Source organism: Aeromonas dhakensis, from assembly GCF_000820305.1.
In the GTDB taxonomy this organism is placed as follows: domain Bacteria; phylum Pseudomonadota; class Gammaproteobacteria; order Enterobacterales; family Aeromonadaceae; genus Aeromonas; species Aeromonas dhakensis.
In genome coordinates this window covers 179,636-191,688 of sequence record NZ_CDBH01000069.1, presented here as the reverse complement: position 1 = coordinate 191,688, position 12,053 = coordinate 179,636, and the positions used below count along the sequence as shown (strand labels likewise).

Here is a 12,053-nt window from a genome sequence, read left to right as displayed (position 1 = left end):
GCTTGCAGATTGGAAGGGCGCCGGCCAGCCAAAGGGGGCGGCGCCATGACATGAAAAGGGGGAGAAACGGGGGCAAGGCCCCTGCCCTCTTAGCGGATGCGGTTGGTCGGTCGCTTGAGCAGACGGATGGCGATGGCCGCCATGGCGATAACGAAGAGGCCGAGCGAGGTCACCAGCAGACACTTGGTCAGCAGCTCGTGGTGCTGGGCGAACACCGGGGTCGCCATCACGAACTTGCCCACCAGGCTCAATACCAGGGCCCAGAGGAAGGCGCTGGCGAAGCTGGCGATCATCACCCGTGGCAGATGCAGGCGCGAGACCCCCATCAGCATGGGCGTCAACACCCGCACGAACGGCACGAAGCGGGAGGAGAACATGGCCCAGAAGCCGTAGTTGTGCAGCAGGCGCGAGGCCCGCGGCAGGCTGCCATCCGGTATCATCCGCTCCACGTGGCCCATGAAGGAGGTGCCGTGCAGCGCCTGGCCCTGCACGTAGGCGATGAGGCTGCCAAGCCCGGCGGCAAGCGGCATGTAGAGCAGCGTCACCTCGGGGCCGAGCACTCCCATGCCCACCAGGCCGCCGGCCAGCAGCACCAGGCTATCGCCGGGCAGGGGCAGGAACACGAAACTCGATTCGAGAAACAGGATCACCACCAGGCAGGTGACGAGCAGACCCACGGCCTGCATCTGGATCAATTGGTCAAAGTCCTGTTGCCATATGGCAAGCAGCATCTCCTGCATCTGGTGACTCCCATCAACTTCATGAGGTGGCCCGACGGCCTCCGGTGCGGCAGACCCTCCCCTGTCGCCAACCCCTCTCTTCCCTGAGGGTGGCCCGTTATACACCCGGCCAAGTGAACAAGAAATTAATACAGGTCACGGATAGACGAGATAATCGGCTGCGGGCCCTAAAAAAATGAGGCCCGCATCTGTCGTGCGGGCCCCGGCCATCCAGGTACTCAGCTGTATTTGAGCCGCTGCAGCTTGGTGAGGGTGAGCAGGGTCTGGGCCGAGAGATCGCACACCGACAGCACGAAGGCGAGCTCGTCCGGGTGCCAGACCTCCTCCAGCCTAGCCCGCTCGGCGATGATGAAACCGAGCAGCTCATCCCCGTGCTTGAGGGGCGCCATCAGGATGGTGCCGGAGAGCCCCTCCAGCCCGAGCTGGGCCAGCATGGCGCCAAAGCGGGTCAGATCGTAGGGCTCGCGCAGGATGAGGCAGGGCTCGTGCTCGGGCTTGGAGGATTCGTAGCGCCCCTGGATCAGCGCATAGGGCAGGTGAAACCCCTGCTGATGGTGGAGCTTGGGCAGGAAGAAGAGATCCTGGCAGTACATGGATTGCCTGTCTTCGGCGCTGAACCAGACGCTGGCCCGCACCGCCCCGGTGCCGGCGCAGATCGCCTCGTTGATGTGACGGGCGGCCTGGCCCGGATCCTCGCCGGTCAGCAGATCGCTCTTGGCCAGGTGAATGAGGGCGCCGTGCTGCAGCTTCTGGCGGGCTTCGCTGTCGGCCTGCTGCTGGCGCAGGCTGTCGAGATGATCGAGCATCCGGTTGCAGTCGACGGCCACCTGGGAGATCTCGTCACTGCCCTCCACCAGCAGGCGGCGCACCGCGCCGTCCTCGCCGATGAGCCGCAGATTGGCACTCAACCGCTGCAGGCGGGCGGCGATATAGCCGTTGAGGATCAGCAGCACCAGGCCGCCAAACAGCAGTACCCCCAGGCTCAGCAGCCAGAAGATGCGCCGCTCGACAGCCTTGCCCTCCAGCATCAGATCCCGCGGCAGGGTGAAGCGAAAGATCAGGGGGTCTTCCTCTCGCAGGGTATCGATCTGGGCCAGGGTGAGCAGCCGCTCCTCCTGCGGCAGGATCAGGCTGTCATTGGCCCTGAGCCTGGCCAGGGTGGTGACCCCCAGGCTGGTGGCCAGCTGCTGCGGACTGAGAAACGAGAGCGACAGATTAGTGCGCTTTTGCAGCTGATGAACCAGTCGGGTGTTGAAAGCCTTGAGCAGCAGCAGGGTGCCGCGGCTCGGCCCCTCCCCCTCGCTGGTCAGGATCTGGGTGGCGGCCAGCAGGTAGTAGCGCTCCCCGTCAAACCAGATGCCGCCATTGGGCTTGAGGCTGCCGTAGCGCACCAGATAGTCGGTGAGCGGCGCGAGCTCGTCCGGTGTCTGCGCCAGCAGCTTGCCGCCGTGATAGGCAAAGGCCACCTGCGGCTGCTTGTCGGCGTCATAAAGAGCCACCAGATCCACCGCCAGGGTCTCGAAGGTGCGGGCGTTGAGGTTGGCCGCCAGATAGGCGGGATCACGGCTCGCCATGTAGGCGTAGGTGTCATCCCACTCGGACCAGTCCTGCCCCAGTATGGTGAGCTGATCCAGTTCGGCCTGCACCACGGCCCTGACCCGCTCGCGGTTGCGCTCCACACTCAGGCGCTCCAGCTCGCCAAACTTGTTGCCTACCACATAATGAAGGCCGACATAGCCGACCCCCAGCAACAGCAGCAGCGTCAGCACTATGGTCAGCGTAATCTTGCGGCTGATCTTCATCTTTACCCACACTCCCGAACAGGTGACCCATTGAGTTTAATGGATTTTGCCTCGCCATCCGCCTTGTGTGCGAAAAACCTCGCCAGGGCGCTCAGCCCTTCGCCGCGGGGAGAAAACATCGCCTGAAAAGGTTCATTCGACTCGGTATATGAGCTGCCAAGCCAGCCAAAAATCGCTACAGTGTAACCGTGCCTCAGCGCAAGAGGCGTCACGGAGCCCGTCATGCTCATACCACTCGTTCACCCGCTGCGCAGCGCCCTGCTGCTCACCCCGCTGCTTGGCCTCGGCCAGCCGGCCATGGCCGAGGAGGAGTCGCGGGTGCAACAACGCGCCAATGCGGTGGTCTCCCTGATGACCTTTACCGTGGTGCCCGACATCACCGCCAGCAACATCAACATCGGCAGCGGCACCAATCAATCCTCGGCCCTCAACATGACCCAGGTCGGCGGCGGCGCCACCATGAGCGAGAGCGTGCCGGTTTATCTGGAAGGGACCCTGGGATTCAGCCGCTACGATCCCCAGTTCGTGATCAGCAACGGCAGCGAGAGCCGCACCCTCCCCACCAAGTGGAACAGCCTGACGGCCACCGGCGGGATCGGCTGGGACATAGGGCTGCACCGGGACAGACACGGCGGCAACCTGGTGCTGCGCCCCATCGGCAACATCACCCTTGGCACGGTGGCGAGCGATCTGCGCATCGGCAACTGGCTGCTGGGTCAGTACACCGGCAAGAACCTCGACTTTCTCGATGGCGGCCGGCTCGACGTCTATGGCCTCGGCGGCGCCATGATGCTGGACTACGAGCTCTTCTCCCCCGCTCAGGACATCGACGCCGAGCTGCGCTACTCCTATCAGCACCTGCAGAGTTTTGGTGGCACCGCCGCCAGCGTGACCGGCCAGGCCAACGCCGAAAACCTCGGCCTCTATCTGCGCCGCCGCGCCCCCATCGGCAGTCTGACGCTGCTGGGCAAACCCGTGCGCTACGTGCTGGAGGGGGCCCGCACCGAATACCTGGGCGAGCAGCGCGGCCTGCTCGGCTTCAACTCCCTCAACTCACTCGGCCTCGGGCTGGAGCTCGACAGCAGCAAGTACGATATCTTCGTCACCCGCACCCGGCTGGTGGCCCGCTATATGTTCAGCCACAACACCAGCGGCTACGGTGTCGGGCTGGCGATGAGCTTCTAGGCCAACCCTTCATTTATTTGCCTGCGCCGCTAGCTCCGCAATGGGTCCAGCCTCCACGGCGACAGCATCGGGCTGGCGATGCACCGCCAGGCCAACCCCTGCACTTATTTGCCTGCGCTGCTGACTCAGGGCGTTGTGCCGCCTTCCTCGTCAAAGGTGGCGGCCAGGGACACCAAATAGACCGTCATGCCCCGCTGGCTATCAGACACACCGCCTATCACTTTTGCCGGCCCCGGAGAGAGGAAGACCTGGTTGCTGAGCTCGCGCCGCTCGCCACTCTTGCCCAGCTGCAAGATGGTGATGTGGTAGACACCCGCGTCCTGGCTGTCGCGTGTCACCTTCACCCGCTCCCCCTCTCTTTCGAACTGCCACACGGGGCCACCCTGGGCAGGGATCTCGATGTAACGGCTTTGCGCTGACAGTGGCTGCACGGTCAATTCCGTCGCACTCGCGGCAGAGCCAGCGAGCAGCAGGCTAAAGAGTATGGCGTTTGTCATGATGACTTCCTTCCCGGTTCATATGGTATTGCCGTGGTACAAGGTAAACGGGTTGCCAGCAGGCAACCCTCACTTGCTTTACAAAAAGGTGGCAATCCTAACCAGTTTTCATCGCATAGCACAGGGGGCCTCCCTCAACGCGACTCCCTACGCCAGGCTGTCACTACCAACCGCTTGATCCCGCTCGCACTTTTTCATCATTGAGTGATTTAACATTGCCAGATGACCCTGTATAAAAAGAGAACGCCCTTGTCTGCTGCACCAACCATGGGTATCAGGGGCTTCCCAGACGGAAGAGATCGACAAGGACATCACCATGGCCAAGTTCCTCAATACCAGTGCAACCAATTACTTTCTTGAAGAACTGATCAAGGACGCCAAGGAGCGACTGATCCTGATCAGCCCCTTCCTCAAGCTCAATGCACGGAATGCAGATCTGGCGCCGGCTTGCCACAACACGGTACTGATGACCAGCAAATGGGGAGATACCAGGGACAACAGCTTCTGGGGCTGCCCCAGCTATCCCATATGCCGCAGCATCATCCCCATCGAGACACATCCTTGACCCGGGTCTGTGAAGGCTAAATCACATGGATATCACTGCTGCCACAGCCCCGCTGCTGACTCAGTTCTGGTTTCTTCTGCCACTGCTGTTGATTGCCACCCTGATCAAAACACCCTGGTTCAAGGGGAGGGTCGAGGAGTGGTTTATCAATCTCAGCCTCCGTCTCTTTCTCGACAAGCAGGAATATCACCTGCTCAAGGACGTGACCCTGCCTACCCCGCAGGGCACGACCCAGATAGACCATGTGCTGTTATCACGCTTAGGTAGTGGTTCTCATATCTATGAGAACATGCTCGATCAAGAGTAAAAAATATTTTTTCATATATATGGAGAAGGTAATAAATATGAAATGGCAAGAGCTTGAAAAAATCGTAAAGATAGTATCTGAAGCAAAATTTGGTGGTACAGCAAGAGCAGAAAACATTGCAGGTGTTAAATGTGACTGTGTTATTAACCTTAATGAAGGACGAGCGGTCATCATAGAAATAAGCAAGCAAAACAACATTAATAAACTTAGAACCGACTTGGCAAAGTTCAACACAATAAGACCGCATTTTTTTCAAAAAATATTTTCCCTGACTGCTATTTTATCACCGAGGAAGACCCTACATCAGCATTAATTGATGCAGGGAGAGCTCAATTTGTTAAAGTTTTTTCAGCAAGACAATATTTCGATAGTATATTAGGTATATTTAAATATTCTTCCGTGAGAAAAAAGGCAGCTTTTGGCTCTGCAGTAGATATATACTCCAGAGAACCTGACAACTATAAATACGTTCCAGTGACATATTACAGCGACAATGGTGATAAATACTCCATAGAGAGAATTGCATCCGAACTAGTGAAGGGTAGAACCATTGTTTTAATAGGCGATTATGGTTCAGGTAAAAGTCGATGTACTAAGGAGGTATTTGAGCAGATTATAGATTCCCATCCCCATCACTTAAAAAACCCAATCTCCATCAATCTTCGTGATAATTGGGGTTTAAACAGAGCACAAGAGATACTAACGCGTCATTTCACCGATCTAGGAATGAATGACATCATAAATGACGTCATGAAGGTTGCATATACTTCGAGCATTATATATTTATTGGATGGCTTTGACGAAATCGGTGCGCAGACATGGAGCGACGACCCAACAAAATTAGTATCAATACGCCAGCGATCTCTCGTGGGCGTAAAAGAGCTTATAGCAGATAGTAAAGGTGGAATACTTATAACTGGTAGGGAACACTATTTCAATAATGATGCAGAATTAATCACATGCTTGGGTCTAGACAAAAAAAGCCCTATATTTATTAGATGCAATCAGGAGTTATCTGGAGAGCAATTTTCAAACATGCTTGGTTCTACGTTTTCATCCATTCCTCTATGGATGCCAAAGAAGCCACTAATTGCTGCAATTATGCGAAGCATTGAACCGACAGTACTTAAACAGCTATTTTCATCCAGCCAAGGAGAATTTGACTTTTGGAATATGCTGATTGACGCATTCTGCATACGCGAGGCTAATATAAATAAAATATTAGACCAAGAAATAATAAGAAGCTTATATACAAAGATTGCTCGCTTAGCACGTCAAACAAAGACACCACTGGGACCTATATCAATAAAACAAATTAATGATGCTTTTGAGCAAACAACTGGGCGCCCTCCTACAGATGAATCTGCAATTGTCTTGCAACGACTTCCCGGTTTGAGTCGGATAGGAGCGGAAAGTTTAGACAGGCAATTTATTGATACTTACATTCTGGATGGTCTTAAAGCAGAAGATGTTATAGATATATATTCCACAGGCAACAGCAACATTATGAAAAGTACTTGGATAAACCCATTAGATGATTTTGGATATCGAATGATTTCTTCAAGAGTCGTCGATTCAAATCAAGCTGGCCTTATTCTTTCATTTATAAAGAGGCATATCAATGAAGACAATAAAATACTACTTTCAGATCTTATATCATCATTATTCCTGATTGATGAGAGCCCTATAGATTTTAATGGCTGCGTTATTGAAAGAGGAAAGTTTAGTGCTATTAACCTCTCCAACGAAAGCATAAGAAATATTATTTTCTCAGATTGTTACTTTTAATCCGTTGACATAACGGATTCATCACCAAACAATATATCAATTACTGACTCTATCATTTTAAAAATGTCGGGAATTACTGGCATTGAACACATGCCATTATGGATTAAAAAAACCCATGTTGATTCTTATCAAAATCTTAAAACTCTCTCAGCTATACGTGAAGCGGGCCTAAGCGTAGCACAAACCTTCTTGTTATCAAGTCTTAGAAAACTATTTCTTCAACCTGGAGGTGGTAGAAAAGAAAGTAGTATGTATAAAGGATATGGAGATTCATCAACAAAGAAAACATGTGAAAAGGTAATTCATTTGTTAGTAAGTGATGGATTCTGCCAAAAATATAAAGGAAACTCTGAGTTCCTCTATATTCCTGACCGAGCTTATACATCCCGAGTCAATATGATCATGAGCCAGCTAACAACTTCAGATGATGAAATTTGGAAACAAGTGTCAAGGATGAGGTAACTGAAATAAACTCTACTACTGGCTAATATCGTTATAAATTCCTTAACAAAGGCGGCCAATTGACCGCCTTTGTTACTTTTAGCAATCAGCGGATCGTCGCCATCTTCTGCACGCAGCGCTGTTCGCGTTCATCCACCCGCTTGGCAAACCAGGCGGTGGTGAGGTTGCGGGTGATCTTGGGGCTTTTCAGCTGGATGCCGGGCAGGATGGCGCGCGGCAGCCGTTTGCCCGCCTGCTTGTCGGCCAGGGTGAAGACCCTGTGGTAGAGATCACTCTGGGCAAACTCGCTGCTGTCGCCGAGTTTGAGGCTCTGGTGGATGGCCTGCTTGCTCATGCTGAGCTGGCCGGCGATGGCATGAACCGCGAGCTCGGTCTTGCCCGGCAGATCGGAGTCGTAGCGAATAAGATCCCCGTCCAGCGCCAGGTTCTTGCCACTCAGCCGGCTCACTGCGGCCTGGAAGGCGGCATTGCGGCTCGCATACCAGCCCGCATTGAAGTCGGCGAAGCGGTAGAGGGTATCGGGGTAGTCAGCCGGGTAGCCGAAGATATGTTTGGTACCAAACCAGATGCCACCGCGGCGGGTGAACACCTCGTGGCGAATGGAATCCTTGACCGGATAGGGGTAGCCGCGGGTGTTGGCCTCGGCAAAGGCGACGCTCACCTGCATGGGGCCGCCGGTACGCACCGGGTTCATGTTGCCAAAGAGCTGCTTGCCCATCGGCACCTCCCCGATCATGTCTTCAAAGATCTCGCTCATCTCCCGCTCGGTACGCAACTTGTCGATGCGCTCGGCGTAGGTTTTGCCGGTGGGGGATTTGATGGAGAGCGCGGTGCGCACCATGAATTCGGGAATGAGCAGCTTGCCGGCGCGGGCATTGATCTCCTTCCAGGCTATCTTGCCAAGACCCGGCACCACGGGGTCGGCCTGGTAGGTGGCCTCCTGCTCGGCCACCGCCAGCACGGTACAGACGTTGTGATCGCTCACCGTCAGCCCCTGACTGGTGAGCGCCGTCACCACGTCGTTGGCCCAGCCCGGCTTGTCCACCACGTTGCGCGGCAAGAAGGTGACGATGCGGCTCTTCATGTCGGCCGGCTTTTGCGGCTGCATCGCCTTGGGAATGGGGCGCCCCGCCGGGGTCCCCGAGGTCGACGGCGTGGCCGGTGCGGGCGGCTCGCTGGCACAACCGGCGAGCAGCAAGGTGACGAGCAGCGGCAACCCGCGCACGACCACAGAAGGAGAGAATAGAGACATGATCATCAAGGCATCCGGTACAGAGACTGTGCCCGACCTGTATCAGGCGAGCAAATGGTCGCTCATTGTAGAGGATTGATCCACAAGGCTAAAGCCTGATGGCCGCGGCGTTCTATTGTGCCTGACAGCCCCTGCCGTCATCCCCTCGCAAACCAGGATGACAAAGGCCCATTGATAAGCTTTTATCGAGAGTGATTTACATTTAGAATGCCGCCGCCCGGACGCTCACGGTATGGACCCCATGGACAGACTGACCCTTCTCTTTGACCCCGTGCAGCGGTGGCTGATCACGCCGCTCTGGCACTGCCTCACCGGATTGCTCGATTTCAATGGGCGCCTGGGTGTCCCCTTCTTGCTGATCTCGGGCACGATCGCCTACCTGCTCTATCGCTATCGACGCCGCCAGGGAGATCCCGGCGCCCGCAGCTTTAGCAGTTTCCTCGGGGGCCGGGCCGTCTGGCTGCACCCCTCGGCTCTGCTCGACTACCAATACTATCTGGTGCGGGCGCTGCTCCATGTGGCGCTGATCCTGCCGATCCTGGCCCTGCTCCACCCCTGGCTGCTGCAGGCTGAGGATGTCCAGTCTGCCCTGACCCGGCTGTGGGGGGAGCGTCCCCGGCTGGCCGAGGCGAGCTGGCTGATGATGCTCTACGGTCTGGGCGTCTTTCTCATCAGCGATCTGGTGCATTACTGGCTGCACCGCGCCTTCCACAGTCGCTGGCTCTGGGAGTTTCACAAGGTACACCACAGCGCGACCGTCATGGTGCCGCCGACAGCGAGCCGCATCCATCTGGTGGAGAAGCTGTGCGAGATGCTGGCCAAGGGGAGCTGTCTTGCCCTCTACGCCGGCGCCTTCCACTGGCTGTGTGGCGGCACAGTGCGCCCCTACACCCTGTTCGGGGTGAGCTACCTGGTGCTGCTGTTTAACTCCCTGGCTGCCAACCTGCGCCACACCCATGTCTGGCTCTCGTTTGGCCCGCGGCTCGAACATGTCTTCAACAGCCCGGCCCAGCACCAGATCCACCACAGCCGTGATCCCCGCCACTTCAACCACAACTTCGGCACCAACCTCTCGCTCTGGGACTGGTGGTTCGGCACCCTCTATGTGACCAACAGCCAACCCGAGCCACTCTCTTTCGGGGTCGGTCCCAGGGACAACGAGCGCTACAGCCACCTGAGCGCGCTCATCCTGCGCCCCTTCCTAGTCACCGCACTCAAGCTGTGGCGCACCCTGCCGCGCCCGCGCGGGCGTAATGCGATGGCCGATTGAGCCTGGCAGCCATAAAAAACGCCACCTTGCAGTGGCGTTTTTTATTGGCGAAGAAGCGTGCTGGCTCAGGCGCTCTGGCGCAGCGCCTCTATCTGGGCGGCGCCATTGATCACCGCCTGCAGGGAGGCGCTGACCACGTCGCGGCCGATGGCCACCCCGCAGGTGCGGGTCCCGTCCACGCTCAGCAGCACATAGGCCGCCGCGCGGGACTCGGTACCGGCGGTGAGGGCGTGCTCGGAGTAGTCGAGCACGTCGATGTGCATCCCGGTCTGGCGCTGCCAGCCGTTGACCAGCGCCGTGATGGCCCCCTCCCCCTCGCCACTGAGCTGCAGCGAGCCGGTCGGGGTCTGCAGCTCGAGGCGCAAACTCTCCTGGCTGTCGCGACCAAGCTGGAAGCGGCCGATGCGATAGCCGTGGGCAGGCTCGAGGTAGTGGCGCTCGAACAGGGTGCGGATCTGCTCCGGGCTGATTTCGCTGCTGCTGGCTTCGGCCTCGGCCTGTACCCGGCGGCTGAAGTCAATTTGCAGCCAGCGCGGCAACTGCAGGCCGAGGTCGCGCTCCAGCAGATAGGTAACCCCGCCCTTGCCGGACTGGCTGTTGATGCGGATCACCGCCTCGTAGCTGCGCCCCAAGTCTGCGGGGTCTATGGGCAGGTAAGCCACGTCCCAGTAGTGGTCCGGTTTTTCTGCCGCGAGAGACTTGCGGATGGCATCCTGGTGGCTGCCGGAAAACGCGGTGTAGACCAGCTCGCCGGCATAGGGGTGGCGCGGGTGCAGGGCAATCTGGGTGCAGGCCCCTACGGTGGCGACGATGGCATCCATGTCGGAGAGGTTGAGCTCGGGGTCGATCCCCTGGCTGTAGAGGTTCATGGCCATGGTGACGATGTCCATGTTGCCGGTGCGCTCGCCGTTGCCGAGCAGGGTGCCCTCGATGCGATCCGCCCCCGCCAGCACCGCCAGCTCGGCAGCGGCCACCCCACAGCCCCGATCGTTGTGGGTGTGAATGGAGATGCTCACCTCGGGGCGCGCCTTGAGATTTCGGCAGAACCACTCCACCTGATCCGCAAACACGTTGGGGGTGCTCACCTCCACCGTGGCCGGCAGGTTCAGGATCATGGGGCGAGCCGCCGGGCGCCACTCGTCGATGACGGCGTCACACACCTCGACGGCAAACTCCACCTCGGTGCTGCTGAAACTCTCCGGCGAGTACTGAAAGCTCCACTCGGTGCCCGGATTGCGGGCCGCATACTCGCGCACCCAGCGCGCCCCCTGCACGGCGATGGCCTTGACCCCTTCTCGCCCTGAGTTGAACACATAGTTGCGCTGGGTCGGGTTGACCGAGTTGTAGACGTGGACGATGGCCCGCTTCGCCCCTTTGAGGGCCTCGAAGGTGCGGGCGATGAGATCTTCGCGCGCCTGCACCAGCACCTGGATGGTGACATCGTCCGGAATCAGGTTGCGGTCAATAAGTTCGCGCACGAAGTCGAAATCGGGCTGAGAAGCCGCCGGGAAGCCCACCTCGATGTGCTTGAAGCCGATGTGCACCATCAGCGCCCACATCTGCAGCTTCTGGGCCACCGTCATGGGCTCGACCAGCGCCTGGTTGCCGTCGCGCAGATCCACGGCGCACCAGAGCGGCGCCCGCTCCAGCACCCGGTTGGGCCACTGGCGATCCGCCAGATTGATGACGGGGGCACGGCGGTATTTGCGATGATCGAAGCTCATATTCTGATTCCCTTGGCTGATAGACGAACGGCTGACTGGCGGCTGACAGAGGGACGAAGAGAGGGAAGCGGGGCGGCGCGGTAACGCCGGCCCTGACGAGTCGCGAGGCGGTAACCCCACGCCCGGTATCCTGCGGCCCTTCCCGGTAAGAAAGGCCGGCCGCACAACCCGATAAGGCTGCGGGCCCGATCTGTTCGCCCCTGCATCGGCAGGCGCAGACGACCTGATCCGTTGACTCCTGTGACGAGAACCCAGTATAGAGAGGCGACGCGGGTGAGAGATTGCAAAGAGCGCTGTGAAATAGATCTATTGCACAATCATTGTGATGTTTTATCTGATTATTGAGTGACTCTCTCCCTCAGGTTCCCTGACCAGGCATTTTCCCCTCTGTCCCGCAGCCTTCGGCCAATAAAAAACCCCGCCATCGCTGGCGGGGTTTTATCGGGTCACGAAGGAGGCGT

General features: G+C 57.7%; 11 protein-coding genes and 1 pseudogene. 7 read left to right on the top strand and 5 right to left on the bottom strand.

The genetic code is table 11. The features are described from left to right. Nucleotides 1-89: 89 nt before the first annotated feature. On the bottom strand, nucleotides 90-740 hold the full coding sequence (locus BN1143_RS20865; RefSeq protein ID WP_010633561.1) for a DedA family protein: 651 nt from the start codon (nucleotides 738-740) through the stop codon (nucleotides 90-92). Between the two features lie 218 nt (nucleotides 741-958). Beyond that, nucleotides 959-2,542 (bottom strand): CHASE4 domain-containing protein, encoded by a 1,584-nt coding sequence (locus tag BN1143_RS20860; RefSeq protein ID WP_017785940.1) that lies wholly within the window; start codon nucleotides 2,540-2,542, stop codon nucleotides 959-961. 222 nt (nucleotides 2,543-2,764) lie between these two features. Here BN1143_RS20860 and BN1143_RS20850 point away from each other — a divergent pair, with 222 nt between their 5' ends. After that, nucleotides 2,765-3,727: a hypothetical protein gene (locus tag BN1143_RS20850; RefSeq protein WP_042052058.1), complete on the top strand. Its 963-nt coding sequence runs from the start codon at nucleotides 2,765-2,767 to the stop codon at nucleotides 3,725-3,727. Nucleotides 3,728-3,852: 125 nt separating this feature from the next. On the opposite strand, the gene BN1143_RS20845 is transcribed toward BN1143_RS20850, so the two are convergent. Continuing rightward, a complete protein-coding gene (locus BN1143_RS20845) occupies nucleotides 3,853-4,224 on the bottom strand; it encodes a hypothetical protein (protein ID WP_017780757.1) in 372 nt (123 codons plus the stop codon). A 316-nt stretch (nucleotides 4,225-4,540) separates the two neighbouring features. Here BN1143_RS20845 and BN1143_RS20840 point away from each other — a divergent pair, with 316 nt between their 5' ends. The 5 genes and pseudogenes from BN1143_RS20840 to BN1143_RS22530 all read left to right on the top strand — a co-directional run bounded on the left by BN1143_RS20840 (nucleotide 4,541) and on the right by BN1143_RS22530 (nucleotide 7,346). Further along, nucleotides 4,541-4,789, top strand: a complete 249-nt coding sequence (locus BN1143_RS20840) for a phospholipase D-like domain-containing protein (protein ID WP_042052057.1) — start codon at nucleotides 4,541-4,543, stop codon at nucleotides 4,787-4,789. Between the two features lie 25 nt (nucleotides 4,790-4,814). Continuing rightward, nucleotides 4,815-5,054, top strand: a pseudogene (locus BN1143_RS20835) (nuclease-related domain-containing protein); the annotation flags it as partial. Between the two features lie 79 nt (nucleotides 5,055-5,133). After that, a complete protein-coding gene (locus BN1143_RS22540) occupies nucleotides 5,134-5,409 on the top strand; it encodes a hypothetical protein (RefSeq protein ID WP_156141332.1) in 276 nt (91 codons plus the stop codon). A gap of 86 nt (nucleotides 5,410-5,495) precedes the next feature. Continuing rightward, nucleotides 5,496-6,884, top strand: a complete 1,389-nt coding sequence (locus tag BN1143_RS22535; protein WP_156141331.1) for a hypothetical protein — start codon at nucleotides 5,496-5,498, stop codon at nucleotides 6,882-6,884. Nucleotides 6,885-6,974: 90 nt separating this feature from the next. Continuing rightward, nucleotides 6,975-7,346, top strand: a complete 372-nt coding sequence (locus tag BN1143_RS22530) for a hypothetical protein (RefSeq protein ID WP_156141330.1) — start codon at nucleotides 6,975-6,977, stop codon at nucleotides 7,344-7,346. An 85-nt stretch (nucleotides 7,347-7,431) separates the two neighbouring features. Here BN1143_RS22530 and BN1143_RS20830 read toward each other — a convergent pair whose 3' ends face one another. Beyond that, nucleotides 7,432-8,604: a DUF1615 domain-containing protein gene (locus tag BN1143_RS20830; RefSeq protein WP_042052052.1), complete on the bottom strand. Its 1,173-nt coding sequence runs from the start codon at nucleotides 8,602-8,604 to the stop codon at nucleotides 7,432-7,434. 235 nt (nucleotides 8,605-8,839) lie between these two features. Between BN1143_RS20830 and BN1143_RS20825 the strand changes: the two genes are divergently transcribed. Beyond that, nucleotides 8,840-9,868 carry a sterol desaturase family protein gene (locus BN1143_RS20825; protein WP_010633551.1) on the top strand — a complete coding sequence of 343 codons (1,029 nt, stop codon included), beginning with the start codon at nucleotides 8,840-8,842 and terminating at the stop codon, nucleotides 9,866-9,868. A 65-nt stretch (nucleotides 9,869-9,933) separates the two neighbouring features. On the opposite strand, the gene leuA is transcribed toward BN1143_RS20825, so the two are convergent. Next, nucleotides 9,934-11,592, bottom strand: coding sequence for a 2-isopropylmalate synthase (gene leuA, locus BN1143_RS20820; protein WP_042052051.1), 1,659 nt, complete (start codon nucleotides 11,590-11,592; stop codon nucleotides 9,934-9,936). Nucleotides 11,593-12,053 lie beyond the last annotated feature (461 nt).

What these genes read in the sequence shown, in the direction of transcription:
- BN1143_RS20865 (WP_010633561.1), bottom strand. Translation starts at nt 740, where the DNA reads ATGCAGGAGATGCTGCTTGCCATATGGCAACAGGACTTTGACCAATTG.
- BN1143_RS20860 (WP_017785940.1), bottom strand. Translation starts at nt 2,542, where the DNA reads ATGAAGATCAGCCGCAAGATTACGCTGACCATAGTGCTGACGCTGCTG.
- BN1143_RS20850 (WP_042052058.1), top strand. Translation starts at nt 2,765, where the DNA reads ATGCTCATACCACTCGTTCACCCGCTGCGCAGCGCCCTGCTGCTCACC.
- BN1143_RS20845 (WP_017780757.1), bottom strand. Translation starts at nt 4,224, where the DNA reads ATGACAAACGCCATACTCTTTAGCCTGCTGCTCGCTGGCTCTGCCGCG.
- BN1143_RS20840 (WP_042052057.1), top strand. Translation starts at nt 4,541, where the DNA reads ATGGCCAAGTTCCTCAATACCAGTGCAACCAATTACTTTCTTGAAGAA.
- BN1143_RS22540 (WP_156141332.1), top strand. Translation starts at nt 5,134, where the DNA reads ATGAAATGGCAAGAGCTTGAAAAAATCGTAAAGATAGTATCTGAAGCA.
- BN1143_RS22530 (WP_156141330.1), top strand. Translation starts at nt 6,975, where the DNA reads ATGCCATTATGGATTAAAAAAACCCATGTTGATTCTTATCAAAATCTT.
- BN1143_RS20830 (WP_042052052.1), bottom strand. Translation starts at nt 8,604, where the DNA reads ATGATCATGTCTCTATTCTCTCCTTCTGTGGTCGTGCGCGGGTTGCCG.
- BN1143_RS20825 (WP_010633551.1), top strand. Translation starts at nt 8,840, where the DNA reads ATGGACAGACTGACCCTTCTCTTTGACCCCGTGCAGCGGTGGCTGATC.
- leuA (WP_042052051.1), bottom strand. Translation starts at nt 11,592, where the DNA reads ATGAGCTTCGATCATCGCAAATACCGCCGTGCCCCCGTCATCAATCTG.